Origin of the sequence: Pleionea sp. CnH1-48 (genome assembly GCF_024124665.1) — a bacterium.
Taxonomy (GTDB): Bacteria; Pseudomonadota; Gammaproteobacteria; order Enterobacterales; family Kangiellaceae; genus JAMXSB01.
Genome location: NZ_JAMXSB010000015.1, coordinates 75,603 through 102,061, shown reverse-complemented (window position 1 = coordinate 102,061; position 26,459 = coordinate 75,603). Strand labels below are relative to the sequence as shown.

Genomic DNA, 26,459 nt, shown 5'->3' with positions numbered 1-26,459 from the left:
ATGACAACCTATAGACCAAGACGCACGATGTTGTATGTGCCAGCGCATATAGAAAAGCACATCAACAAAGCACGCGGCCTCAGCGTAGACTCTGTTATTTTTGACCAGCAAGAGTCAGTCCCTCCTCATCAAAAAGAGTTAGCTCGTGAAACGCTAAAAAAGCAACTGGCGAATCCTGACTTTGGCTATTCCGAAAAAATAGTACGTATCAATCCGTTTGATACTCCATGGGGCGATGATGACTTGAAAGCTGCGGTACAGATGGATATTGATGCCATCTTATTTCCACGCATGGAAAGTCGCGCGCAACTCGAAGAAGCCATTTATAAAATGGATACAGCGGGTGGTAGTCATCTGAAAGTCATGGTGAACATAGAAAGCCCTCTGGGTGTTCTACGGGCAGAAGAAATTGCGGGAACTAGTGATCGTCTTGAAGTGTTAGTGATGGGCACTACTGATCTGGCCAACGAATTAAAGATGACTCCAACACCGGATCGCAGCGGTCTATTGAGCAGCTTATCACTGGTTATGTTAGCTGGCAGAGCACACAAAAAATGCGTTATCGATGGCCCTCACTTTGATTTAAAAAATGTAGAAGCTTGCGAGTTTGCTTGTCGTCAGGCTCGTGATCTGGGCTTTGATGGTAAAACCGTTATTCATCCAGTGCAGCTCAACTATACCAATGATGCCTTTACACCTAAGCGCGGTGAAATTAACAAAGCAAAGCGTATTCTCGAAGCCATGGAACAAGCCAATAAAGATGACCGCAGTATTGCCATACTCGACGATCGTTTGGTTGAACCCTCTTTGGCGGAGTGGGCAGAACGTGTGATCTCAGTATATGAAACCGTTCATCAAATTGGTCAAAGTGATCTCTGTGGACCGGAAAAGTAATTATGACAACATCGACAAAAACCTTTGCTGGTAATTACTTCGAAGACTTTGAACTCGACTCGGTTATCAAGCACGGTATTCCAAGAACCATTACCGCTGGTGATATTAGTTTATATACTGGCTTAACAGGAAGTCGCTTTGTCCTTAACTGTGCCGATACAGTTGCCAAAGCCTGCGGCTTTGAGCAAATGCCTGTTGATAACTTTCTTCTGTTTCATATAGCTTTTGGTAAAACAGTTCCAGAAATTTCGCTGAATGCTGTAGCAAATCTGGGTTATGCAGAGTGTCAATTCCTTGCACCCGCTTATGTCGGTGATACCGTTGCCGTAGAAAGCCGAGTCATTGGCTTAAAAGAAAACAGCAATGGAAAAACAGGCATCGTCTACGTACACTCGGTGGCAACCAACCAAGACGGTACAACCATTGTGGAGTGGAAGCGCTGGGTGATGGTGCACAAGAAAGTACCTTCAGGGGTTACGGGAATCAACAGCGAACCGAACCTTAAGAGTTACTTAGAGCCAAGTGCTAAACTACTTCCTCCTACCTTAGATTTTTCTGCCTTTAAACCCGAGTGGTCAGCCTGTGAATACCTATGGGATGACTACGAAGCAGGAGAAGCCATTGATCACGTTGATGGCATGACCATTAATGATTCCGATCACTCTTTGGCAACTCGACTTTATCAAAACAATGCCAAAGTTCACTTTGATGCTCACGCAATGAAGTCTGCTCATCACGGTCAAAGACTGGTGTATGGTGGTCATATTATTTCTATGTGTCGAGCACTAAGTCACAATGGCCTCGCTAACGGTCTCTGGCTAGCTGGTATCAATGGTGGCACCCACGCAAACCCAAGCTTTGCAGGAGATACCATCTACTGTAAGAGTCAAGTCGTCGACAAAGGCGAATTTGAAGGACGTAGTGATATTGGCTGGGTAAGAGTCGTTACCTGGGGAATAAAAGATGTGCCTGGCAACGAATTGGATGCCTGCTTTAGCATTGACAATGGGCGTAAACGTTTTGATAAGAATGTAGTGCTTGAGTTGGACTACACCTTGTTAATGCCTAGAAAACAATAGTCATAAAAATCCTGCCGGACGAATAGAGCTTTCTTTAAAGTCCGGCAATCCCTTCTAGTAAAAAACTTATAGATTCACAACACAGATCAAGCAAAGCCGGCCTTCAGGTTTGCATAACGGCCTTCTACTTCGAGCCAATCTCATTTTTATTCCACCTCCTTTCTTGTCCTACTAGTTGTTTTTTGCTCGACTATCTGTTGATATGATGTACAGAGCAAAGATGATGAAGACTACCTTTTGTGGAATATTTTATGTTGCGATATTAGGATTTAAGCAATGGAAAATTCGAACAGTAATGGAACCTCCTCACCTTCATTAAAAACCAAAACTCGGACCAGAGGTGTTAGAGCTTCTCGCCATAAACTCGAAAAGGCATTAAGAGCAGCGGGCTTAAAAACGCAAGCAGCATTGGCCGAGGCAATCGCTGATCACGAACATCTGGATGCGCCACCGAAAGATCTGGTTAACCGTGTTTTTCGAGAAATCCCCGTCGCTCCCCAAACCATCGAGAGAGTAGCGTCAGTTTTAAACGTAGAGTCTTACACACTTTATCTTTCAGCAGAAGAAGAGCAAAGAAGTCATTCCATACCAACGAATGAACTAACCAAACATCAACATTCAACAAACCATCAAAGAATCACACCCACTCACATCAAAGGTCTACTACTTATCTTGGTACCAGCGCTCATTATGGCATTAGTACTTGGCATTTGGCCTGAAGAAAATGAACCTACACTCACTGATATCCCACCAGCAGAGCGTGAAGACATAAGTATTCCAGATCCTAAACCCAATCATAAAACACTATCCGTAGCATTGGTCTTACAAGATGTTGCAAGCGGTCCTGCTCTGGCAAAAAAGTTAAAAGAGGTGTTATCGACGGAAGTCACCTTGGCTGACTCCAGCATTAACCAGCTTGTCCCAGAACGAGCACCCTGGGAGCTGCCTAAATTACTAGGCGTTGATTACGTTATCACGGCCAAAACATTGTCAAAAGGACGATATAAAGCCTATCTGTTCTATCTAATAAGTCCCCAAGAGCAAATCGTTATTTATAGTAATGTTTGGTTAGACTCACCATTACAAGACCACTCGCAATCCATCAGCGATGCCATTTACAGCAACCTAAAGAAAATTTTAACGCATCAAGATTTGAATAGAGCTTTAACGGATATCGAATTAAAGCAAACCATAGCAGAGCAACCTATCGAAGACTATTTGCAAGGTATGGTATTTGTCGACAGAGCACTGGTTGCAGAGAATGTTTCTCAGGCGCAGGCCCATTTTTATCGAGCACTACGACTAGCGCCCAACTTCCTTAAAGCCAGGGCAGCACTGTGTGAAAGTTTAGTCAGACTAAGTATCGCTCATAGTGATAAAACACTCTTGAAAGACGCTCAACTCGAATGTCAATCCATTGCCCAGCAAGCAGATAACCTACCAGAGTATCACTTTGCCAATGGGCAGTGGCAACGAAAAAGCGGCCTTCTCGATGAAGCAAAACAGAGCTATCAGCAAGCGCTAGACATCTTGCCCGGTTACGTTGATGCACAACTAGGATTAGCAGAGCTCTATGCCTTACGTGGCGCGCAACAGAAAAAAACGGAGTTATTCGAGAAAGCCCTTGAATACACGCAGCAAGCAGGAGCTTCTGAACCAAGCTTTTGGAAGGTGCCCTTTATCCAGGCGCGAATTTACTTTATTAGCGGACAGGCAGAAAAAGGAATTAAAGCCGCAGAAAAAAGCGTTGTCCTGTCAGAAAACTACAACTCACTGTCAAACTTAGGTGTTATGCACTTTTGCAAAGGCAATCTAACGGATGCCAGGCGCTATTACAAAAGAGTCTATGAAATTGGCCAGGCAACGCCAGTATTGGAATACCAACTAGGCGCTCTATTGTTGTTTGAAGGAAAGCATCAAGAAGCCATTAATTTAATGGAAAATAATCTGCAGTTTATTCAGAAAGACAGTGACGATGGCCACTACGAATTCTGGATAGGACTGGCAGAAGCTTATCGCATAGGTCAACGAAAACAACAGGCACTGGACACCTACAAGGCGGCACTGGCAAAAATAGAAAACGAACGACTAAAAGGCGGCAATCCAATCACCTTAAAAAGCTACTTGATCTATATCGAGCTAATGATGAAGCATCTTCAGGGCAAAGTTCTGGAACACAAAGAACGACGTTTCTATTTACAGGAAATAGAAAATCTCGGTCCCGATCTTGTTGAGCCTCCGGCTTATGTGAGGGTGTTACTGAGTTTGACTCATCTTGATGAATACGAAAAAGCTTACCCTTACTATCAAAAACTTTCCGCGATGTGCAAAGGCTATGTCGCTTATCCTTCTCTCAAAAGATTCGCAGACATCTCCTCACAATGAGATATGACCTAAAAAATAATAGTTAACTAGCGTTATCTGACGATAAGTAGCGAAACCCACTGACTCTTTTTTTCTATCGATAGGGCAATATTTTTTGTAGACCATTCTGGTCGATATTAAAAAGGAGCCGAAAAATGAATGACTTACTGAGGTATCTACATACACTAAGAAAATATGGGGCGAAGTTTGCCATAAAGTTACTCGCACTCATGACACTTTGCTTATCATTTAGCGCGCATGCTGCTTTATCTGATAGCGATAAAGTGTCTAGCGCTATCACCCTCCCCGGACAACAACATACTTACTCACTTATCGCAAACAAAGATGAGCACATCCAGCTAAGAATTGCCGATACGAGCAACACGGCCTTTTATCCGCGCATCACGCTGTACAGTCCGAGCGGAGATTACATCACACTTGGGCAAGGATCTTATGTTGGCGCGATCAGTTATAAAATTGAAACCAGTGGCACTCACACCGTCGTGGTATCAGATCAAAGCAGCTGTCAATGCAATGGAGGCAGTTACGATCTTTACTATAAACGTTTGCCGGGAGCTAATGAGCACGGTGCTCTCAGTAATGGTGATTACGTTAGTGAAACCATCGAACAAGGTGATCTGGATTCTTATACTTTTAACGCTAACGTTGGTGAGCATATCCAGCTACGTTTATCTGATAAGAACAATACGGCAATGTATTCACGCATCTGGCTCTATGGCCCTAACGGTGAATACATCACTCTGGGGCAAGGCGCTTATGTTGCTGCAATCAGCTATAAAATCACAGAGAGCGGTACCCATACGGTTATTGTCAGCGATCAAAGCGCCTGCTTATGTAATGGAGGCGATTATGAATTGCACTTTGTTCAAATGCCTGGTGCTAACGAGCATGGTCAATTGCTTAACGGGGACTCTGTGACTGGCTCCATTGAGCAAGGCGACTTAGATTCTTATACATTTGATGCCAGTAGCGGCGAGCACATTCAGTTACGTCTCTCCGATGTCAACAACACTGGCATGTACCCTCGCATGTGGCTCTATGGCCCTAATGGTGAATACATCACTCTGGGGCAAGGTGCTCATGTTGCCGCGATCAGCTATAAAATCACAGAGAGCGGTACCCATACGGTTGTCATCAGCGACCAAAGCGCCTGTCTATGTAATGGGGGCGATTATGAGCTGCACTTCGCTCGCTTACCAGGAGCTAACGAACACGACTTGCTGGTGAATGGAGGCAAAAAGTCTGGCACTTTAACGCAAGGTGATCTGGACTCATTTACTTTTAACGGTAACACAGGCGAACACATACAGTTAAGACTGTCCGATACAAACAATACAGCCATGTATCCGCGCATCTGGTTGTACGGTCCTGACGGCGACTATATTACCTTAGGACAAGGGGCCCATGTGGCTGCCATCAGCTACAAAATTGAAACCAGTGGTACTCATACGATTGTTATTACCGATCAGTCCAGTTGTCTCTGCAACACTGGAGACTATGATATTCATTTTGCCTATATGCCTGGTGCTAATGAACACAATAAACTCATCAGTGGTAACTCCGTATTTGAAAATATTGTTCAGGGCGACCTGGACACTTTTACCCTTGATGCTAATGAAGGCGAGCATATTCAGTTGCGCTTATCAGATATTGATAATACCGCAATGTATCCGCGTATCTGGTTGTATGGCCCCGACGGTGAGTATATTACACTAGGGCAAGGAGCCCATGTGGCTGCCATCAGCTACAAAATTGAAACCAGTGGCACTCATACTGTTGTTGTTACCGATCAATCCAGTTGCTTATGCAGCACCGGAGACTACGAGCTCCATTACGTTAAGACATCAAGCATTGATCCTGGCAACAACAATAATGCCAGTGAACATGGCCCCTTACCTAATGGCGATTCGGTTACAGAATACATTAGCCAGGGCGATTTGGATTCCTATTCTTTTTACGCTCAAAGCGGCGAACATATTCAACTTAGGATTGCCGACACCGACCTCAGTGGAATGTATTTAAGAATTTGGTTATATGGTCCTGATGGAGATTACATTACTCTGGGTCAAGGCGCGCATGTGGGTGCGATAAGTTATCAGGTCACACAATCAGGCTCACATACTGTCGTTGTTACTGACCAGTCTTCATGTCTCTGCAACACAGGTAATTATGAGCTGCACTTTGTTCGAATGCCTGGTGCTAATGAACATGGCTTGCTCTCGCAGGGTAGCTCAGTCACGACTCAATTGGCTATGGGTGATATTGACTCTTATACATTGTCGGCAGGAATTAATGAATCATTGCTCATTACAGCGACAGATATCAATCAAACTTCCATGTATTTAAGAGTGTGGCTATATGGCCCCGATGGAGAATACATCACTTTGGGCCAGGGAGCCCATCAGGCACAGATTAACTACACCACGCAGAAAGCAGGAACCTATACTTTGATAATAACCGATCAGAGTAGCAATAATAGCGGCAGTGGAAGTTACTCGCTCGTATATCACTAATAAAACATTTTACATCACAGCCACTCTTGCCCCAAAGCTGAGTGGCTGTCTTATTAGTATTAGGAACTAACGCTGTCCTTACTAGCTAATTTAGAGTCCAAAAAACCAAGAAGTTAAGGAGAAAGCACCGTAACTAAATCACCCCGTGTTCTCGCCAACTCATCACCATTGAAAGCCGATATTTCGAATACCCAGGGAGACAGCGATTTATTCAACGATTCAGAAGTTTCCTTAACGGCACTTTCTGCATTCGCATTAGCTTCAGTAGAAACGGTAACAAAGTGACGATCTTCGTTAGTTTTTTGGTAGGTCAAACGTATCTTTAAACCATCAAAGGTTTCATAGACCGAAACGTTTGAACGAACAACACTGCCAGGAGATACCGTATTCTGTGAAGCAAAAACATCCTTTAACTCAAAGCCAGACAATACTGACACAACACCATTAAGCTTATATTCTTCACCTAATTTTTCATTTTCTTTTAATTGAGGAGATAGCGTGAAAGTGTCAGTTGCTGTTTCACGCGATAAAATGTACTGCTTAGCTCCTTCCGCTCGCTCCATTGAACGGATATCCGCTTGCTTATAGTCTAGAATCTTCACATTGAGCCAGTCAGTTTTTTGAGCGCTGATATCCAGACTCTTATCAACAAGATAACTTTGAGCTTCGCCAGGCTTTCTTACATACTGCCCAGAAAGTCCCTTGCTTGAATCACCCACAATAAGGCTCGCTACGGCTTTACCTTGATGACGTAATTCCAACAAGATACCACTGCCCTCCTGCCCAATATCCGCTACTTTTAATCGATGATACTTATCTCTATTAGCGGTTTTGGTTTCTAATAGATGAGCATCCTTAAGAGCAGACATAATACTTTTTAACTTATCATAGTTAATCGGATACATGGCTTTCTCTGGCATGCCCCAGGCATTGTCCTTTCTCTCAATCTGGATGGTGATTTCATCATCACGAATGAACACTTCATCCACTTGCTCAATCACACTTCCAAGCTCAGGAAAAAGCAACTGATTAGGCTTAAACTCAGTGCTACTATCAGATGTTATTTGAACACTAATAGCAGCAATCGTTATCAAAACAACCAGAATCAGTCCTATAGAAAATTGCTTACTTTGTAACATAAAGACCTCTACTTTCGGTTGTATTGAGTTAGCAGTCGACGACGAAGCAGCATAGACACCAAAGCCAGAACAACCAACACTATTGGTACAAAGAAAGCATTGATGAATGCCAACTGATTACCTAGCGCTTCAATATCTCGAGCTAATTGGTGTTGAACCAAGCGCAGTTCTTTTCTAATTTGCAGTTTCTGCTGTTGAAACTCGGCGATTGCTTTTTCTTGCTCTGGAGACAGCACCATAGCACCTTGTTCATCGACACTGGCTTGCAGTTCAGCCAGCTGTGTCTCGGTCTCCTCCAAACGTTGTTTCAGCTCTTCTTCTTTACTCAAGAATTGGGCTTCCGCCTGCAAACGCAAGTTATTAACCAATTCGAAGGGACGGCTGTAACGACCTCGTCCTCGCAAACCAATTAAATCAGAACTTCCAGACATGACATCAACCAGATTAAAAAAGAAATCTCCATTATCAGCAAACGCACTGGCAAACTGTTGCCCAAAAACATTCTGAACTTGAACCCACAGTCGGTCAGACAGTACATCCACATCAGCGACAACAAAGATATTAGCCTCTCCTGTGCTGGTGGAAAGATGTGACTCTTTTTGCTCTTCGCTAACGCTATTCTCAAAAGCCGATTTAAACTGTCCTTTAATATGTGCCGCTATGATGTACTGCTTATCATCAGCAACGAAGTCTTTATTCAACACAGAAGGATCAGGCAAAAAGCTCAATCGCTCGCTATCAACAGTCATTGAGTTTTGACTAGAAGTGATCACAGGAGAAATAGAGATACTTTCTTGATCCAAGGGTTCTATTGCTCCCACGCCATCAAAGTTAATGCTCTCCAACCCGCTGATAAGCAGTGAGCTTTTATCCATTCTGGCTTCGCCCATCGAAAGGATCGATAAAAACTTTTGTGCTCTTCCATCAGTATTTAAGAACATTCCAGCATCGTTATCTAAAACCACTTTATTGATATCAAGATTGAATCCCCAAGCATTAAACAGCTTGTTGAGATCCTGACCAGGAAGGATTCTAGGGAATGGGTTTTGTTGACTCGCAGGCGCTCTGTCAACGGATGCAGAAGGATCATTAAAGACAATCAAACGACCTCCACGCAGAACAAACTGATCGATAGCGTACATCGCTTTTTCGGTCAGACCTTTAGGCTGAATCAATAATAGGGTATTGATATCTTCCGAAATGGCATCAATGTCTTTATCCAGAGCCTGTATGTCAAACAGCTGTGACATTTGCTCCAGAATGACCCAGCGAGGTTTTGGCTGTCGAGACAGCATATCCATCCCGCCATTAGCGGATACGCCATCAATCAAGCCAATCTTAGGCTTTTTAGCTTGATTCAACTGATAAATCAGCTTGCTGATGTCGTACTCCAAAAACGCTTCTTTATCCGGATGAAAAAATGGCATAACTTGCTTGTCATCAACACTATTGGTTCCTGCCAAGCCAAAATAAATGTCATCCCCTTGCGTATTTTTGGCAACCGCTTGTAAGCCAAACTCAGTCGCACGGTCTTCATCTTCCGAGAAAGGCTCAGGATCAATAACATGCAGACGAATTTTATCGTAAGACAGACTCTGATATTCTTCGAGTAACTCTCTTACTCGAGTGGCATAAGAGCGAATACCAGGTTCATCGCTAGTTGCTTTTTCAGAAAAGAAAAAATATAAATTGATCGGCTCATCGATACTGACCAATATGTTCTCAGTTCCTTCCGACACGCTGTAGAGACCATTTTCGGTGAGGTCCAGTCGCACGCCCTTAAATAGCCACTGATTAATCATAATGGCAGACACAAAAGTGACAGCAAGAAGGACAAAGCCTAAACGAGAAAACAGTTTGTTTTTATTCATTATCAAACCTCAATCCGCTTTCTTTATATCGATAACAATAACCGATGTTAACAACCAAAATGCAATGCTTAATATAAAATAAATTGCATCTCGCAAATCTAAAACACCTTTTGTAATAGCATCAAAATGTGTCAGGAAACTCAATGATGCAATGGCATCAACAAAACCTTGAGTAATATTTTCACCGCCTAAAATGCCAGGAAACAGCATCAAGCCAACGAACAAGACAAGCACAGAAATGAAGTAGAAAAGTACACTTTTCTTAGTCATAAGTAACACAACGGATGCGACTAAAATAGACACAATTAACTTAAGCAACACAGAAACTACTGTGTCAGAAAACAGTTCAAGCAAAGGCTGAAAGCCAATAATCAAGAAGATAAAACACACCACAACCGATATGATAAAAGCAATAACTTGATTTTGAGTCGTCGCAGAGATACAAGCACCAACAGCAAGGTAAGCTCCAGCCAACAAAAAGCTACCGATATAACCGGCAAGAATTATTCCATTATCGGGTGTTCCAAGATAGTTAACTGTCATCCAGATAGGAAAAGTTAGCGCCAATGCAATAGCAGCAATAGACCAGGCAGCTAAAAACTTGGCCAATACCACCTGCCATATAGTAACGGGTAAAGTAAGCAGCAGCTCGATGGTTCCAGACTTGCGCTCTTCTGCCCACAGCCCCATAGCCAATGCTGGCATCAAGAATAAATAGAGCCAGGGATGGAAACTGAAAAACACATCCAGTTCTGCCTGACCGCGCTGATAAAAGTTACCTAGCTGAAAAGTAAATAACCCATTAAGAACCAAAAATATAATAATAAAGACTATCGCTAACGGCGTGGAAAAATAACTTAAAAACTCACGCTTATATAGCTGCAATAAGACTGACTTCGCACTCATAATTTCTACTTCCCTTCAGTCATCATTCTAAACACATCATCCAGCTGCCCTTGTTCAATGGCAAGATGTAGCGGCTGCACACTTTGTTTTTTTAACTCATCAACTACTTTATGTAAGGCCTTGGGACCATCTCCAATCAACAACCACTCATTATCGGATGTTCGCATCACTTCACTGATTTCTGGCAAGGCATCAAATGCGGAAGTGTCAACAGCTTGATCAAGCGTCAAAGCAATCGCATTATGCTGCTTGGACTTCTCAAGTAATTCTTTGGGCGTACCATCAAATAGTTTTTTACCGCGAGCAATAATCATTGCTCGATTACAAACGGCGGTCACTTCTTCCAAGATGTGCGTAGATACAATAATGATGCGATCTTTTGACATGCCTTGAATCAACTGCCGAACCTGATGCTTCTGATTAGGATCCAAGCCATCAGTCGGCTCGTCAAGAATAAGAATTTTAGGATTGTGGAAAATGGCCTGAGCAATACCAACGCGACGCTTAAAGCCTTTAGACAGCATATCTATACGTTTATAGAGAACGTCTTGCAATTGCACTTCGGCAATCACTTCTGCAACTCGTTGAGTTAAGGCGTCACCAGAGAACCCTCTGATCTGGCCAATAAAACGTAAAAAATCGACAACCATCATTTCGTCGTATCCCGGAGCTCCTTCTGGGAGATAGCCAATTAATTTTTTGGCGGCGACAGGATCTGATAGCATATCAATATTATCAATAAGGACACTGCCTGAAGATGGCGCCAGGAACCCTGTTAACATCTTCATAGTGGTTGACTTTCCGGCTCCGTTCGGCCCTAGAAAGCCGACAATATCACCTTCTTTTATATCAAACGATAATTGGTCAACAGCGCAAAAACTATCAAAATAGCGCGTCAACCCAGAGACATTGATCATTAGTTTTTCTCCGTACCCTAATCTTTACTTGCAGAAATAACGAGCTCAAATAAAAGCAGAATTATTTTTATTTTATCGAAAAATTTCAAGCCTTTGATGGATAAAATAACATGAACTCGATTCAATTTAGTGACAATCTATTTAGGAGCTCAATAAACTTTAAAAAGAACATATTTTAACCAGAGTTAATAGACCGAGCCCCTTGTATTCCTCCCGTGTGCCAATACAATACCTCGGCTCTATTTGGAATTAACTGATTAATTCCATAAAAACTTAAAGCATCCAGGGTTTTAACAGCATAAACAGGCTCAAGTGGAATACCCAGGCATGTTTGATAGTGACTCATTCGCTCAATCAAGTCTGGCTCGATACGACCAAAGCCCTTACCACAGAAGCGATGTTCAATCGTCAAATTGCTGGGCACCGAAAACCCGCATTGACTAGCCTTAGCAGCGATGCTTTCTTCTATTTGCTGCGCACCTTTTAGGGGAGCAACAGCAATGACTTGGGTGTTCCAGCTTCGTAGTCGAACACCTTGAGCAATACCTAGTGCTGTAGTTCCCGTTCCTAAGGCAACAAAAATATAATCGGGTTCAATGCTAAGCTCTCCTACCGATTCGATAACCCCTTCGATAGCCGCTTCTGTGCTACCGCCTTCGGGTATCCATAAAAGGTTCTCTTTAGACGCAAGCTCTGCTGCATAATCAGCTTGAGTACGCATTTGTTTAAACGCCTCGCGGTTAACAAATCGGCACTCCATATTAAAAGCTTTTAGATCTTTTAATGTTGCTCCCCACGCCTTAGGTTCAGGACCTCGAATAATCCCCACAGCCTTGCATTCTAACTGTTGAGCAGCGTAAGCAAGAGCATGAAGAAAATTAGAGTAATTACCTCCCATCGACATAACACCACAAGCAGCGCTTTCTTCTACTCGAGGTAATTCATGGAGTAATTTGCGTGCTTTATTGCCAGAAATAATAGGATGTATCAAGTCGTCACGTTTAATCCATAGGTGAGTTAAAGCTCCCCATAAGGACGAAGGCAGTGAAACCTGCTGAATGGGAGACGGTAGCTGCCACTGGGCAACCAAGTTTGAATAGGAAGGATTCGTTTTCATGAAACGAATTTTAAAGTATGAGCTTTCATAGCCCTAGAAAAAAGTTAACAAAAAAATAAGCATTGGGCCCGCTTATCTTTGCAGTATCAGCTATTACATCAAACCTAACAGATAAGATTCACACTAAAATATCTTTATGGAACCAATATTAGATAACGAGTGCACTGCTGGACAATAAAAATAATTGTCAGCCACCAATATACTGTAAAGATAAACAGGCCCACATACCCTGTGTCATCTACAAATATCCTTAAGTAATTTTCTATTCGATCCGTGAATAAAAAGTCTAGCTGGCTTCGTGCATAATCAACCACGATGTGGACTTTCTGCGACGCTCAGTACGAATACGTCGATCAAGACCAAAATCGTTCAGCAACGACTCCAGACGACGGTTACAATTAGAACGGCGTCTATCTTTGCGGCGCTCAGGCCCCACGTAACACTGTTCACCATTAATAACAGCAAAATGAGCTGTTTCTCGAGTTGCGACCACTCTCATTTCCTCTTAATCTCCTGGGAGTAAATTGATCCTTGAAAGCATTTCTGGATACTACTGCTTAATTTACGACCAATCAGCCTTAGTTTAGCCACTTCTTGACCAAATTCAAAAATTTAGACTGATAATTGGACATATATACCTGATAATAGGCATATAATTTATTCATTATATACCACTTTAGAGATTACAAAAAAGAAAATGTGATGAAGTTCCTAGACAAAGTCAATATTACCAACAATCCAGCACTGATTTTAGCACATGGTGCCGGTGCTTCTTCTGCATCCGATTTTATGGAAGAGATGTACCAACTTATTAATAAACAGGGGATTAATACAGCACGATTTAACTTTAACTATATGCAAACTCAGGTCGACACAGGCAAAAAACGCCCACCAGAGAAGATGGATAAACTGATCGAACAATATCAATCTATCATCGAGCAGCATCCTGCGGAGCATGTTTGGATTGGCGGGAAGTCTATGGGTGGTCGGGTGGCCACTTTAGTTGCAGAGCATCCTAAAGTGCGTGGAGTCATCGTACTTGGCTATCCTTTTCATCCAGTAGGCAAACCAGACAAGCTGCGTACAGAACATTTAGGCAGGTTTGAAAAACCCTTACTGATTGCTCAAGGAGAAAGAGACACCTTTGGGACCAAAGAAGAAGTTTCCAGCTATTCGCTTGATACCACTATTCAGTTTTGCTGGTTACCTGATGGCGACCATAGTCTTAAACCCCGAAAACGCTCTGGAATAGACTATGCCGATAATATGAACTTGGCAGCCCAGACGATTGCAACCTTTATACAAGATCATTCGTAATAGCTTTTACTAAACAAAAAAAACCGCTTAGCTATAAACTAAGCGGCTTTTTTAACAAGCGATAAACTTATTTAAGTTTAGCAAGTTCTTTTTCTGCAATCTCAGCTGGTACTGGAACGTAGCCGTCTTTAACTACAACTTTCTGACCAGACTTAGAAAGAATCATTTTAACAAACTCACGCTCTAAAGGAGGAAGAGGCTTGTTAGGGTGCTTGTTTACATAAACGTACAAGTAACGGCTTAATGGGAACTTACCGCTTAATACGTTTTCTGTGCTCGCTTCAATGAATGGCTTACCAGGCTTTTTCGCTAAAGGAACAGTACGAACGCTAGAAGTTTTGTAACCAATACCAGAGTAACCGATACCGTTTTTAGATTGGCTGATAGCCTGTACAACAGCAGCAGAACCAGGCTGCTCGTTTACGCTGTTTTTGAAGTCGCCTTTACATAAAGCTTTTTTCTTGAAGTAACCGTAAGTACCAGATACTGAGTTACGGCCAAACATTTGAATTTCGCCTAAATCGCCTAGACCCAACTGATCCCAAGAAGAAATGTCACTGTCACCACGACATTTGCGAGTTGAAGAGAAAATCGCGTCAACCTGAGAGATAGTCAATCCTTTGATAGGGTTGTCTTTGTTTACGTATACCGCTAACGCATCGATAGCAACACGAATTGGAACAGGCTTATAACCGTGTTTTTTCTCAAAAGCAGCAGACTCTTTTGATTTCATCTTACGGCTCATAGGACCGAAGTTAGAAGTACCTTCAGTTAACGCTGGAGGCGCAGTAGAAGAACCAGCCGCTTGAATCTGAATGTTTACATTAGGGTAAACACGCTTGTACTCTTCTGCCCACAAAGTCATTAAGTTAGCTAAAGTGTCTGAACCAACGCTTGAAAGGTTACCAGAGATACCGCTCGTTTTTTTGTAAGTATCTAACTTCTCATCAACCTTAGCTTCTGCGAAAGCAGCACTTACGCCCAATGCAGCAACAATAACGGCTACGTTTTTCAAAAGTTTCATCTATCATCTCCCACAAGGATATTTAAATTTGTCAGCGAGTATTCTGCTATTCAATTTTTATAATAATATGATCGGTATGTTTCGATTTTATGACAACTTAAAATTCTTTTAAATCAATAAGTTAAAATCAAAAATTTAATATACCAGCTAATTATTACAATAATGTGCGCTGATTAGTTACATCAGTGCAGAGGATTTGTCGAAAACACAGCTAAAACAGCTGCCTTTTCCTACTTCACTTTCGATCTTTAGTTCAGCGCCGTGCAACTCAAGTATGTGCTTAACAATAGCGAGTCCAAGCCCTGTTCCACCTATATCTCTCGCCCGTCCATCATCGACGCGATAAAAACGCTCGGTAAGACGAGGCAAGTGCTGAGATTCAATGCCAGGGCCCGTATCGGTGACACTCATCACTAAGCTGTCGTCAGTTTCATACCAACGCATCACAATAGAGCCACCTTCAGGTGTATAACGGACGGCATTAAATACAAGATTTGAAAACGCGCTGTGCAGTTCTTTTTCGTTGCCTGGAACTTTTTTACCGCAATCACCTTTAAATGAGATTTTATGTTTATCACCACTTAATGCGATGGCTTCTTTACAAATATTTCTTAATAAAGTTTCAATACTGACCGGCTTATCTCTGCCTACACCTTTGCTGGAATCAAGCTTTGACAAGGTTAATAAATCATCAACTAAGCTGCGCATACGCAATACCTGTTGAGCCATTTGATCAATAGGCTTGTGATAAACAGTCGGCAACGTTTCGCGACTGTCATCCATAATTTCCATATAACCATGAACAACGGTTAACGGCGTTCTAAGTTCATGAGAGACATTAGCGACGAAATCCTGACGAACTTTTTCGAGCATGTATAACTGAGTAATATTTCTAGCAATCAACAATCGTTGAGAGTCATTATAGGGTGTAATACGAATACTCAAATGAATTTTGGCGTCTATAGGAGAAACCATCTCTACAGGTTTATCGTACTGCCCACTTTCCTCAAAATTAACAAAGCGAGGATCACGTAATAAGTTTGTAATTCTTTGTCCAATATCCTGTTTTGGATTAAGTCCAAATAACTTTTCTGCCGAACGATTAAACCAGACAATATCGCCTGATGCACCGAGAACAACTGCCCCATCAGGAAGCGCGGCCGTTGATGCACGAAACTGGCTTAAAATATTTGTTAAGCGTCTGCGTCCTTTACGGTTACGTTTTTGCAGTAGATAGATATTGTGGAAAATATCACTCCAAATTCCAATAGACTCAGGAGGATATAAATTTCTGGACTCGGTTAACCAAACTCTTAACCGATTAATTTGGCGTAAATGCCAACCAAGATAGGTAATAGCGACAATAAGCAGTAATTCGCCTACATAACCGATAGACAAACCAATAATGCAGGTCAAGACGGCAACAATACAGATAAACCATATTTCTGCCGCCCAATAACGGAAGTTAGTCATAGACCGTTATACTCTGTGAGAAAAGCGATAACCTGCGCCGCGAACGGTTTGAACGTAGTTTTCGATGCCATAGGGGTCGAGTGCTTTGCGCAAACGACGAATATGAACATCTACCGTTCTTTCTTCAACAATAACCTGATGTCCCCAAACCGCATCGAGTAACTGGCTACGAGTGAAGACACGCTCTGGGTGCTCCAAAAAGTACAACAATAACTTGTACTCCGTTGGCCCTAACTTAACGGTTTGCCCATCAACAGTCACCCGATAGCTGGCAGTGTCCAGCTTTAAACGTCCCATTTCGATAGACTTTTCTTCGGCTGTGCCTGGGTCTGTACGGCGAAGCACAGCTCGAATGCGAGCCATCAGCTCTCTGGGAGAAAAAGGCTTGATAACATAATCATCGGCACCCGCGTCCAGACCTTTAATGCGGTCATCTTCCTCTCCACGCGCTGTCAACATAATGACAGGAACATCCTTAAACAGTGAACTCTTCTTTACTTTTCTGGTTAGCTCTACACCTGAAGCGCCAGGCAACATCCAATCGACGAGTAGTAAATCTGGAATCGTTTCTTCTTGTAGCAATGACATTGCTTTTTCTGACGTACCAGCTTGAAGAGTTGAATATCCAGCTTGTTCGAGAGAAAAAACTAACATCTCTCGAATATCGCGTTCATCCTCTACCACCATAATTGTTGCATTCATTACACCTTCCCCTCACAAATCCAACGTCTACTTGTCAGCGTTATCAGCGTGAGTCATAACTTCCATCTCTTCGAGGCTTAGATGGCGAACATCTTTACCTTGAACCAGATAGATTACATACTCACAAATATTACGTGCATGGTCGCCGATTCTCTCTAATGCTCTAGCAGACCACATGACATCAAGAACGGAAGAAATACTTCGAGGATCTTCCATCATATAAGTAATCAAATGACGTGCAATGGCATTGTATTCTTTATCTGCAGTTGTTTCTCTTTGCGCAACCTGAAGAGCGAGCTCAACATCCATACGAGCAAACGCATCAAGCGCCTCGTGCAACATAGATTTAACATGCTCACCTAAGTGCATAACCGCACTAAAATGCTTCTTCGACGGCATAACATTGTCCATAGATAAGCCAATGTGAGACGCCATGCGCGCAATTTTTTCTGCTTCATCACCGACTCGTTCCAAATCAGTGATGGTTTTGATGATAGCAACAACTAAGCGAAGATCACCTGCAGCTGGCTGTCGCTTAGCGAGAATGCGCGTGCACTCTTCATCAATAGTCACTTCATGCGAATTAACTTTTTTGTCAGTCTCAATAACTTCTTTAGAAAGGTCGCCGTCCAAGTTTTCTAAAGCTTGTAAAGATTTAGTAATTTGATCTTCTACTAAACCGCCCATAGCCAAAACTTTTTGACGCACATTTTCCAGGTCTTCATTGAACTGACGTGAAATATGCTGTGTAAACTGGCTTTTGTCCAACATCTTGTCCACCTTAATAAAATAAAACGCTTAGCGAAGTCATTAACCGTAACGACCAGTGATGTAGTCTTCTGTTTTCTTTTGACCAGGATTTGTAAAGATGGTATCCGTCTTATCAAACTCCACCATGTCTCCCATATACATAAAGGCAGTGTAATCTGAAACTCGAGCAGCCTGCTGCATGTTATGAGTTACAATAACAATGGTGTAATCGTTTTTAAGTTCGTGGATAAGTTCTTCAATCTTTAACGTCGAAATCGGATCAAGAGCAGAAGCTGGTTCGTCAAGCAATAACACTTCTGGCTGCACAGCAATTGCACGAGCGATAACTAAACGCTGCTGCTGTCCACCCGACATACCAAGTGCATTATCATTTAAGCGGTCTTTAACTTCATCCCATAAAGCGGCACCTTTAAGTGCCCACTCAACAACTTCGTCAAGAAGACTTCGCTTATTAATGCCTTGCAAACGCAGGCCATAAGCGACGTTTTCATAAATAGATTTAGGAAAAGGGTTTGGCTTCTGGAACACCATCCCTACATTACGACGTAAGTCAGCCACATTAACACCTGGCGCATACATGTTAGAGCCATTCAGTCGAATAGCGCCTTCTACACGAGCGATATCAACCAGGTCATTCATTCGATTAAAACATCGAAGCAATGTTGACTTACCACAGCCACTAGGGCCGATAAACGCAGTGACTTTCTTGTCAGGTATTTGTAAGTTGATGTTGTGTAAAGCCTGCTTCTCACCATAAAACAGGTTTAAATTTTCAACTTCTAGAGCAATTTTTTCGCCGGCTACAACTTCTGGATTAAATCCACCGGCTTTGTCGTTTTGCTCCAGACCAATTTGAGCTTCAGCTGTCATAATGTTTACCTAACTATTCAAAATTCAATCTAACCAGATCACTCGATGTCTTAGTGCTCTAGTGACTTATACTTTTCGCGCAAGTTATTGCGTATTTTTATCGCAGCAATGTTCAATAAGATAATTACCAGAACAAGCAAAAACGCAGTCGCATAAACTAAGGGGCGAGCGGCCTCTACATTAGGGCTTTGGAAACCAACATCGTATATGTGGAAGCCCAGGTGCATAAACTTTCTTTCTAAGTGAATAAAGGGAGCATTGCCATCAACAGGCAATGTCGGTGCTAGCTTTACAACACCCACCAACATCAGTGGTGCTACCTCACCTGCCGCACGGGCAATCGCTAAAATCAAGCCTGTCATCATAGCCGGACTCGACATGGGCAATACTGTTCGCCATAAGGTTTCTATCTTAGTCGCACCAAGCGCTAAGCTACCTTCTCTAATTGACTTAGGAATACGAGATAGACCTTCTTCTGTCGATACAATAACAACTGGTAAAGTTAAAAGAGCCAGCGTTATCGATGCCCAGATCAAGCCTGAAGTACCAAATGTCGGCGCTGGCTTTGCTTCTGGGTAGAACAAATCATCAATGCTTCCACCAAGAAAATAAACAAAGAAACCTAAGCCAAATACTCCATAAACAATAGAAGGAACACCTGCCAGGTTGTTAACAGCGACTCGAATAACTCGCGTTAAGAAACCCTGTTTTGAGTATTCATGTAAATAAACAGCAGCAATCACACCAAAAGGCGTAACAATGATAGACATTAAGATAACCATCATTACAGTACCAAAGATGGCAGGGAAAACGCCGCCTTCTGTATTTGCTTCGCGCGGATCTTCCAGTACAAACTCACCGACTTTTTCGAAGTAGTGCCCCACCTTACCCAAACCCGTCATCTTGTTGGGTTGGAAAGCTCTAACGATCATTGCGAAGTTAACCGTCAGTTCTTTTCCTTCAATGGTTTTTACTACGACAGAGTCTTTTTCGGCTTCTGCGTATAAAGCATTCAACTTGGTTTGTAAGTCTTCAAACTCATTTTTTAACTGTTGTTCTTGAGCTGCAATTTCTGCCAAAGCTTCTCGAGTATCTTTACCATCAAGCTCTAATCGACGACGCTCTAAACGTAACTCTTCCAGGCGATAGTTCACAGAGCCGATATCGCTTTTCTCTAGATCATGAATGTCTTCAAAAACATCGTTAACTTCATTAATACGAGCGAGCATAGCCGCATAGCGAGACTCTTTATCGTTACCGACCTCTGCGCCATCGATAATTACCTTCTGCAGATCACCGTAGAAGTTACCCCACTCTCGACGCTCTAATACAACAACATCAGATGGAAAAGACTCAGCGGTCACATGCTTCTTATGAATCCAGGTAAAATCCAGTCCATAAACTTCACGATTACCGTTTTTGATCAGAAGTTGCGTTTCGCTATCGTCTTGAGCACCTTTAGGGCTCTGCTCTTCGTAAAGCTCTCCTAGAACATGAGCTTTTTCGCCGTTTTCTAAAGACAACTCATAATGATGCACTTCTTTAGGCCAAAAATGACCTAAGCCTCGAACAGCAATCAGCGCCAATAACCCGACAACCATGACAAGTGATATGGCAATGGCTCCGGCATTAAACCAAACCCAATGTTCACCTGATTTAAAAAACTTTTCTCTCATCTTAATATAAACCTGTTTGTGTCTCGTTTATCTTCAAGTTGACGTAATGGGTTAAAGAGAACCATATTTTCGACGTAATCGGTGACGAACAATTTCCGCAACCGTGTTGAAAACAAAGGTAAATACAAATAATACGAAGCCTGCGAGGAACAATACTCGATAGTGAGACGAACCGACTTCAGACTCAGGCATTTCAACAGCAATATTGGCAGACAGGGTTCGCATACCTTCAAAGATATTCGCTTCCATAATAGGTGTGTTACCCGTTGCCATCAGAACAATCATCGTTTCACCAACAGCACGTCCCATACCAATCATCACCGCGGAGAAAATACCAGGGCTGGCAGTAGGAAGTACAACTCTTACTAAGGTTTGCCACGGGCTTGCACCTAAGGCAAGAGAACCATTAGTAAGATGACGAGGAACGCTGAAAATAGCATCTTCAGCAATTGAGAAGATGGTTGGTATAACCGCAAAGCCCATCGCGATACCAACAACTAAAGAGTTACGCTGGTCGTAAGTAATCCCATGTTGACGTAACCACTCTGGCATATTGCCGTCAAAGAAGGCCTGCTCTACTGGATAGCTCAATGACATACTGAGCCAGCCAATAATAATAATAATGGGGATCAATAACGCCGCTTGCCAACCATCAGGAATGCGATGCTTTAGTTCTACAGGTGCAAAGTGCCAAGCTAAACCAAAGAGTATGATTCCAAAAGGCATGACAATCAGCAGCATAAAGACGCCTGGTAGGTGTTCCTCCAGAGCTGGTGCTAACCATAGGCCGGCCAGGAATCCCAGAATAACGGTAGGTAAGGCTTCCATAATTTCGACGGCAGGCTTAACCATCTGTCGCATTTGAGGCGCCATAAAATAAGCTGTAAATATCGCGCCACAAATTGCCAGTGGCATCGCGAACAACATCGCGTAGAAGGCTGCTTTTAACGTACCAAAACTTAAGGGAACTAAAGAAAACTTAGCTTCAAAGTCACTGGTTGATGCCGATGACTGCCAGGTAAACTCTGGCTCAGAGTAGTTTTCGTACCAAACTTTGCCCCACAGCGCACTCCATGATAAATCAGGGTGTTCGTTATCCACATCCCAACGCATCAACTCTTGACCATTTTTTACAAGCAGCTGGTTGGCACGAGGGTTAAACAACGCTAGCGCATCTTTACTGACCTGAGAATCTAACTGCTCGGTTAATACAACACGGTGGGACGATGTAAAGAACATCCCTAACTCGTTGTTTTCGTTAAGAGCGACAAAGGCTTTGCGACGAACTTCTGGGGCCACAGTCACGATAGGAGAGCCATTAAAAGAAAAGTCTCTCACTTTTTTCATGCTATAAACGTTGTCTTCACCTCTGACTGGGAACCATTGTGTAATCATTCCTTTGTCGTCGGCTACAATCATCGAAATCCCGCCGACTAGCAAATCTACATCACGTACCGTTACACCAGGCTCAACCAACGCAACTTTTTCATTTTCAAGTAATTTTTCTTCTGAGTCACTAAACAGAAAGCTCTGTAATACGCCATTTCTGGACACCGCATATACCCAGATCCCCGTAGGCTCAGTGAATAAGAAATCAATAGGTGTATCGGCTGTCACTTCTTGACGGTCGATTTCTTCTAAAGAAAAGCCGTCAGAGCTAAAGGACTCTTCCAAGGCAAAACGAATATAAGAAAACTCGGTTCCTGCACCAGCAGCGACCAGCGTTAAGGTATCTTCAGATAAAGAAGCAGAAATTTTTTCAATAGGTGAGTCTGACAGCTCAATGACATCTTCACCAAATGGATAAGTGATGCTGGGCGTGATTTTGCGCTTGTTATCAGGATAGCTGATATCAAACTTAAACTTTGCGAACAACAAATTGCCGTCACTAAGACCCAAAGCGACAATGTTCTGTTCAACATCAGCATAACCAGCACTAGTTACACTAGCTCCGCCGGGCAATTCTAGTTCATACTGATCGATAGGCTGTCCAGTTTTCGTATCGAAAAACAAAGCCGAGCCTTCGGCATTCAAGTTGTAGCCAATTTCACCGTACTCTTCCACTCCCCAAAACAGTGAAGATTCAGCTGGGTAGCTCTGTGTTTTACCCGCCTGAATTTCAGCACCTTTAAAAATAGGGAGAACAACGTATAACAAAAAGAAGAAAATCATCATTACAGCGATGATGACAGAAATGCCACCAAGACCAATTCCGTATCGAGCCATGTTATCTTTGACTCGTCGCCAAGTATGATGACCACTGTCAGTTTGCTTATCTAAGAGTGCACGGACACTGTCTTTTACAGAATCGTTCATTGATTGCACGGAAATCGCCTTTCTCTTATGAATAGATAAAATTTAATGCGGGCTATTCTAAACTGAGTTTATGACACTTTTATGAAGCACTGTAATAATTCAGATATAATAATTTCCGAACGCCTATCACTATGAAAAATAAGTGATTTCCGCACTATTACCGGTTGACAATTGGTGACAAAATAAAGAAAATGTGCGCCAACTGTAACATTAGTGTAGTACTGGGCGAGAATATAATTTAGGAAAAAGAAAAAGTAATCTTGTTTAACGATCAGAACACTTTGTTTTATAAGCATTTTTACTCCCCTTTATTATCTTTTTGCTGTTCCCGTGCATACTTGCAATAAAAACGTCATATCTCGTCGCTAATATTGCGCTCATTGATTTGACAAAGAAAATCGCATTCAAAAGACAAAAAAATTTCATAACCGGGAGAAAACCATGAAATTAACCAAGAAGATCGCTCTGTCAGCTATCGCAGCTGCTACTTTAGGGGCAATGAACGTATCTGCTGGTGAAGCAGCTACTGTATACGGTAAATTAAACCTTAGCTTTCAGGTAACTGACGATGGTTTAGACGGAAACGAAGTAAAAAGCAACGCTTCTCGTTTTGGCATCAAAGGTAAAGCTAAGTTATCTGACAGCTTAAAAGCTATCTATAAAGTAGAGTGGGAAGTTGACATTTCTGATAACGCAAAAGCTTCTGATGACCACATTAAAGCACGTAACCAGTACGTTGGTCTTGAAGGTAACTTCGGTCAGGTTATCGCTGGTCGTCACGACACTCCAACTAAAAAGATTCAGAAAAAAATCGATTTGTTCAACGACTTAGAAGGTGATATCAAGAACCTTGTAGGTGGTGAAGTTCGTGCGAGCAACTTGGTTCAATACTCGACTCCTAAATTCGCTGGCGGCATCAAAGTTAAAGTTGCAGCAACTACTCCAGCTAAAGGCGCAGCAGAAACTTCTCAAGATGATTTCGGTACAGCATCTTCTGTTTCTGTCGAGTGGAGCAACAAAGACTTGTTCGTAGCTTTCGCGCAAGATAACGATGTTGCTGGCGTTGACCAGACAAACACTCGTTTCGTTGCTCAATACAACTTAGGTAACTGGCAGTTTGGTGGCCTTTACAACGAGCACGACAATGGTGTTATCGATGAAGAAGGTTACATCGTAAGTGTTGCTTATAAAACGGGTAACAACACTTTCAAACTTCAAACTGGTGAGTCTGACGAAGGTACTATCGATGAAGAAATGACTTCATTCGGTATCGATCACAAGTTAGGAAAGAAAACTAAAGTTTACGCTTTCTACACTGATCAAGAAGATGCAGCTGGTACAGACAAAAGCTGGATCGGCTTAGGTTTAGAGCACAAATTCTAATTTGAGCTTTAAGCAATAAAAAAGCGCTTCAATCGAAGCGCTTTTTTTATGTCTGAAGGAATTGAATCTAAAAAATACAATGCAACTAGTGGTGAACCAAATGACTCGATATTGAGTTTTCTGGTTTCGCAAACCAGTATCCCTGCCCTCCTGTCACACCGACACTTTGTAATACTTGCCACTCTGATTCAGACTCAACCGCATCAGCCCATACCTGAATCCCTAAGTGTTGAGTAGAATGGACCAAAGATTGTATAAATAAAGTTCTCTCGTCACCAGTTTGAATACTACGAATAATGGTTTGATCCAGCTTTAAAGCATAAATAGGAAGCTGATTGATATAATCCAGATCGGCAGTAGGATCACCAACGTGTTCAATACACCAACGGCAACCGATTTCAAATAAGGTTTCCATAGCGTAAGACAATTCATTAATATATTTACACACTGAAAATTCGCTAACTTCAAACATAATTCGGTGAGCAAGTCCTTTGTGGCCAGCGATACGCTGAACTAACCACTCAACAAAAGTCCGATCCATTAAGCTTTGTGGAAAAATATTAATATTCAGAAAAACTTGATTCATCTCGTCAGAAAAAGTGAGTTCTTTTAACGCCATATCGACTATCACTCGGTCAAACTGAGCGGCCAGTCCGCAACTGTTAGCCATAGGTAAGAAAACAGATGCAGGGACTAGTTTTCCTCTATCTTTTAAACGCGCTAAAACCTCATAGCTTTGAATATCTTCATCATAAAATTGAGGTTGATAACATAAGATAACACTTCTTTTTTCTAACACGTTCTGCAAAAAGGCGCGCCAACGAACGCTGCCTTTAACCACATCATTACCGATGTTCTCAGCACTGTACATGTGGTACTTATTAAACCCTTCTAGCTGCGCATGTCTAAGGGCCATATCAGCTCGGGACAAGACGTGATACGACTTCTCACCAGAAACAAAAAAAGCAGCTCCAACACTGACATAATTCATCTTAAACGGACTAGCATCAAACAAGCTTCTTGATAAATCCTTGATCATCATTTTACATAATCGGCGCACTTTATCGGGAGTTAATTCCAGAACCAAAATAGCAAAATCAACTTGTCCGCGCCGAGCAGCCCAGCATAATTCATACTGCTCCGTGGTGGCATTAACAAATTCGCCAATGGCTTTAATATAAGAATCAAACTCATTGCGATCATCATGATCAAGATCAGACAAAGGTTCAAATGACAAAAAGATAACTGCACCGCTAACTACTTGCTCAGAGACTTTTAGATGCACTTCTAACTCAGCGTCAAAGTAATCTCGATTGCCAAGGCCGGTAGTCGCATCAACAAATGAATGTCGGCGTAGCTGATTAGTAAACTCTGTATGCTGAGTTCGATTTACCACATATTCATTAAGAACCTGCTCGATAGCAGAGTTTTGATTAAGATGTCCATGTTGATGATTATCTGAGTTCTGTTCGGAATATTGCCCCATTAAAATCAACTCTGATTTTTCTTCTAACCAACGGAAGCCTTCAAATAATCGCCAGCTGTACACAACTGCTCCAGAAATAACGGCCAGCAATAAAAGAATTTGCCAACTAAACACACGTGTAACAGACCAGGCTCCATCGGGTAACAACTGACGAATGGTAAGTGCAAAATCATAGCCGTCGCTCGAAACTGGAATCGTCCAGCTCATCACATTTTGGCTTCCCAGCTCCTCAGTGTTACTGTAAGTCTCTAATACATTATTGTCTTCAACCAACACAGCTTCGACAATGCCGTCCAGTTCAACCACTTCAGCAAAAACATGACGACGATCAGCAGTATTTTGCCACTTAACTCCCCTCGTCATTTGCGTGATGAATTGCTGTTTTTCTTGCATCCAATCAAGCTTTTGCTGAATCAAAAGATTCTTCTGTTCCGCAACAAAATCAGTTAGTAACCACGCACTTAAAACGAGTGCAGCGATCCATGCACCAAGACATTTTTTTACCAGTTCATCAATCACGATAATTTACAAGGTCCAGTTAGTTATAAGTATTGATCCGCATTCCGAGCTTATCTGTTTGGGACGCTTTCCACAACAATTCCCACGGCTTCGCAGTCATG

At 42.3% G+C, this 26,459-nt stretch carries 20 protein-coding genes; 6 read left to right on the top strand and 14 right to left on the bottom strand.

The features are described from left to right. The 4 genes from NH399_RS20995 to NH399_RS20980 all read left to right on the top strand — a co-directional run bounded on the left by NH399_RS20995 (position 1) and on the right by NH399_RS20980 (position 6,871). Positions 1-894: a CoA ester lyase gene (locus NH399_RS20995; protein WP_253043164.1), complete on the top strand. Its 894-nt coding sequence runs from the start codon at positions 1-3 to the stop codon at positions 892-894. Between the two features lie 2 nt (positions 895-896). After that, complete coding sequence (locus NH399_RS20990; protein ID WP_253043163.1) at positions 897-1,973, top strand: MaoC family dehydratase; 1,077 nt, start codon at positions 897-899, stop codon at positions 1,971-1,973. Between the two features lie 276 nt (positions 1,974-2,249). Then, a complete protein-coding gene (locus NH399_RS20985; protein ID WP_253043162.1) occupies positions 2,250-4,358 on the top strand; it encodes a tetratricopeptide repeat protein in 2,109 nt (702 codons plus the stop codon). 134 nt (positions 4,359-4,492) lie between these two features. Continuing rightward, positions 4,493-6,871: a hypothetical protein gene (locus NH399_RS20980; RefSeq protein ID WP_253043161.1), complete on the top strand. Its 2,379-nt coding sequence runs from the start codon at positions 4,493-4,495 to the stop codon at positions 6,869-6,871. A gap of 113 nt (positions 6,872-6,984) precedes the next feature. On the opposite strand, the gene NH399_RS20975 is transcribed toward NH399_RS20980, so the two are convergent. From NH399_RS20975 to NH399_RS20950, 6 genes are all read right to left on the bottom strand, one after another. Then, positions 6,985-8,010, bottom strand: coding sequence for a DUF4340 domain-containing protein (locus tag NH399_RS20975; RefSeq protein WP_253043160.1), 1,026 nt, complete (start codon positions 8,008-8,010; stop codon positions 6,985-6,987). A gap of 8 nt (positions 8,011-8,018) precedes the next feature. Continuing rightward, complete coding sequence (locus NH399_RS20970; protein ID WP_253043159.1) at positions 8,019-9,881, bottom strand: Gldg family protein; 1,863 nt, start codon at positions 9,879-9,881, stop codon at positions 8,019-8,021. Between the two features lie 9 nt (positions 9,882-9,890). Further along, positions 9,891-10,787 carry an ABC transporter permease gene (locus tag NH399_RS20965; protein WP_253043158.1) on the bottom strand — a complete coding sequence of 299 codons (897 nt, stop codon included), beginning with the start codon at positions 10,785-10,787 and terminating at the stop codon, positions 9,891-9,893. Between the two features lie 5 nt (positions 10,788-10,792). Continuing rightward, positions 10,793-11,704 carry an ABC transporter ATP-binding protein gene (locus NH399_RS20960; RefSeq protein WP_253043157.1) on the bottom strand — a complete coding sequence of 304 codons (912 nt, stop codon included), beginning with the start codon at positions 11,702-11,704 and terminating at the stop codon, positions 10,793-10,795. A gap of 175 nt (positions 11,705-11,879) precedes the next feature. Beyond that, positions 11,880-12,821: a 1-aminocyclopropane-1-carboxylate deaminase/D-cysteine desulfhydrase gene (locus NH399_RS20955; RefSeq protein WP_253043156.1), complete on the bottom strand. Its 942-nt coding sequence runs from the start codon at positions 12,819-12,821 to the stop codon at positions 11,880-11,882. 286 nt (positions 12,822-13,107) lie between these two features. Next, positions 13,108-13,320 (bottom strand): hypothetical protein, encoded by a 213-nt coding sequence (locus NH399_RS20950; RefSeq protein ID WP_253043155.1) that lies wholly within the window; start codon positions 13,318-13,320, stop codon positions 13,108-13,110. 203 nt (positions 13,321-13,523) lie between these two features. Between NH399_RS20950 and NH399_RS20945 the strand changes: the two genes are divergently transcribed. Next, positions 13,524-14,138 (top strand): YqiA/YcfP family alpha/beta fold hydrolase, encoded by a 615-nt coding sequence (locus NH399_RS20945; protein ID WP_253043154.1) that lies wholly within the window; start codon positions 13,524-13,526, stop codon positions 14,136-14,138. 67 nt (positions 14,139-14,205) lie between these two features. Here NH399_RS20945 and NH399_RS20940 read toward each other — a convergent pair whose 3' ends face one another. From NH399_RS20940 to NH399_RS20910, 7 genes are all read right to left on the bottom strand, one after another. After that, positions 14,206-15,162 carry a PstS family phosphate ABC transporter substrate-binding protein gene (locus tag NH399_RS20940; protein WP_253043153.1) on the bottom strand — a complete coding sequence of 319 codons (957 nt, stop codon included), beginning with the start codon at positions 15,160-15,162 and terminating at the stop codon, positions 14,206-14,208. A gap of 177 nt (positions 15,163-15,339) precedes the next feature. Then, positions 15,340-16,635: a phosphate regulon sensor histidine kinase PhoR gene (phoR, locus tag NH399_RS20935; RefSeq protein ID WP_253043152.1), complete on the bottom strand. Its 1,296-nt coding sequence runs from the start codon at positions 16,633-16,635 to the stop codon at positions 15,340-15,342. A 6-nt stretch (positions 16,636-16,641) separates the two neighbouring features. After that, a complete protein-coding gene (gene phoB, locus NH399_RS20930; RefSeq protein WP_253043151.1) occupies positions 16,642-17,337 on the bottom strand; it encodes a phosphate regulon transcriptional regulator PhoB in 696 nt (231 codons plus the stop codon). A gap of 27 nt (positions 17,338-17,364) precedes the next feature. After that, complete coding sequence (phoU, locus tag NH399_RS20925; protein WP_253043150.1) at positions 17,365-18,108, bottom strand: phosphate signaling complex protein PhoU; 744 nt, start codon at positions 18,106-18,108, stop codon at positions 17,365-17,367. 39 nt (positions 18,109-18,147) lie between these two features. After that, positions 18,148-18,978, bottom strand: a complete 831-nt coding sequence (gene pstB / locus NH399_RS20920) for a phosphate ABC transporter ATP-binding protein PstB (protein WP_253043149.1) — start codon at positions 18,976-18,978, stop codon at positions 18,148-18,150. A 50-nt stretch (positions 18,979-19,028) separates the two neighbouring features. Next, positions 19,029-20,654, bottom strand: a complete 1,626-nt coding sequence (gene pstA / locus NH399_RS20915) for a phosphate ABC transporter permease PstA (protein ID WP_253043148.1) — start codon at positions 20,652-20,654, stop codon at positions 19,029-19,031. A 51-nt stretch (positions 20,655-20,705) separates the two neighbouring features. Next, positions 20,706-22,970: an ABC transporter permease subunit gene (locus tag NH399_RS20910; protein WP_253043147.1), complete on the bottom strand. Its 2,265-nt coding sequence runs from the start codon at positions 22,968-22,970 to the stop codon at positions 20,706-20,708. A gap of 441 nt (positions 22,971-23,411) precedes the next feature. Here NH399_RS20910 and NH399_RS20905 point away from each other — a divergent pair, with 441 nt between their 5' ends. Further along, positions 23,412-24,353: a porin gene (locus NH399_RS20905; RefSeq protein ID WP_253043146.1), complete on the top strand. Its 942-nt coding sequence runs from the start codon at positions 23,412-23,414 to the stop codon at positions 24,351-24,353. 85 nt (positions 24,354-24,438) lie between these two features. On the opposite strand, the gene NH399_RS20900 is transcribed toward NH399_RS20905, so the two are convergent. Further along, a complete protein-coding gene (locus NH399_RS20900) occupies positions 24,439-26,358 on the bottom strand; it encodes an EAL domain-containing protein (RefSeq protein ID WP_253043145.1) in 1,920 nt (639 codons plus the stop codon). Between the last annotated feature and the right edge of the window lie 101 nt (positions 26,359-26,459).

Coding starts and splice junctions, on each gene's coding strand:
- NH399_RS20995 (WP_253043164.1), top strand. CDS start 1: ATGACAACCTATAGACCAAGACGCACGATGTTGTATGTGCCAGCGCAT.
- NH399_RS20990 (WP_253043163.1), top strand. CDS start 897: ATGACAACATCGACAAAAACCTTTGCTGGTAATTACTTCGAAGACTTT.
- NH399_RS20985 (WP_253043162.1), top strand. CDS start 2,250: ATGGAAAATTCGAACAGTAATGGAACCTCCTCACCTTCATTAAAAACC.
- NH399_RS20980 (WP_253043161.1), top strand. CDS start 4,493: ATGAATGACTTACTGAGGTATCTACATACACTAAGAAAATATGGGGCG.
- NH399_RS20975 (WP_253043160.1), bottom strand. CDS start 8,010: ATGTTACAAAGTAAGCAATTTTCTATAGGACTGATTCTGGTTGTTTTG.
- NH399_RS20970 (WP_253043159.1), bottom strand. CDS start 9,881: ATGAATAAAAACAAACTGTTTTCTCGTTTAGGCTTTGTCCTTCTTGCT.
- NH399_RS20965 (WP_253043158.1), bottom strand. CDS start 10,787: ATGAGTGCGAAGTCAGTCTTATTGCAGCTATATAAGCGTGAGTTTTTA.
- NH399_RS20960 (WP_253043157.1), bottom strand. CDS start 11,704: ATGATCAATGTCTCTGGGTTGACGCGCTATTTTGATAGTTTTTGCGCT.
- NH399_RS20955 (WP_253043156.1), bottom strand. CDS start 12,821: ATGAAAACGAATCCTTCCTATTCAAACTTGGTTGCCCAGTGGCAGCTA.
- NH399_RS20950 (WP_253043155.1), bottom strand. CDS start 13,320: ATGAGAGTGGTCGCAACTCGAGAAACAGCTCATTTTGCTGTTATTAAT.
- NH399_RS20945 (WP_253043154.1), top strand. CDS start 13,524: ATGAAGTTCCTAGACAAAGTCAATATTACCAACAATCCAGCACTGATT.
- NH399_RS20940 (WP_253043153.1), bottom strand. CDS start 15,162: ATGAAACTTTTGAAAAACGTAGCCGTTATTGTTGCTGCATTGGGCGTA.
- phoR (WP_253043152.1), bottom strand. CDS start 16,635: ATGACTAACTTCCGTTATTGGGCGGCAGAAATATGGTTTATCTGTATT.
- phoB (WP_253043151.1), bottom strand. CDS start 17,337: ATGAATGCAACAATTATGGTGGTAGAGGATGAACGCGATATTCGAGAG.
- phoU (WP_253043150.1), bottom strand. CDS start 18,108: ATGTTGGACAAAAGCCAGTTTACACAGCATATTTCACGTCAGTTCAAT.
- pstB (WP_253043149.1), bottom strand. CDS start 18,978: ATGACAGCTGAAGCTCAAATTGGTCTGGAGCAAAACGACAAAGCCGGT.
- pstA (WP_253043148.1), bottom strand. CDS start 20,654: ATGAGAGAAAAGTTTTTTAAATCAGGTGAACATTGGGTTTGGTTTAAT.
- NH399_RS20910 (WP_253043147.1), bottom strand. CDS start 22,970: ATGAACGATTCTGTAAAAGACAGTGTCCGTGCACTCTTAGATAAGCAA.
- NH399_RS20905 (WP_253043146.1), top strand. CDS start 23,412: ATGAAATTAACCAAGAAGATCGCTCTGTCAGCTATCGCAGCTGCTACT.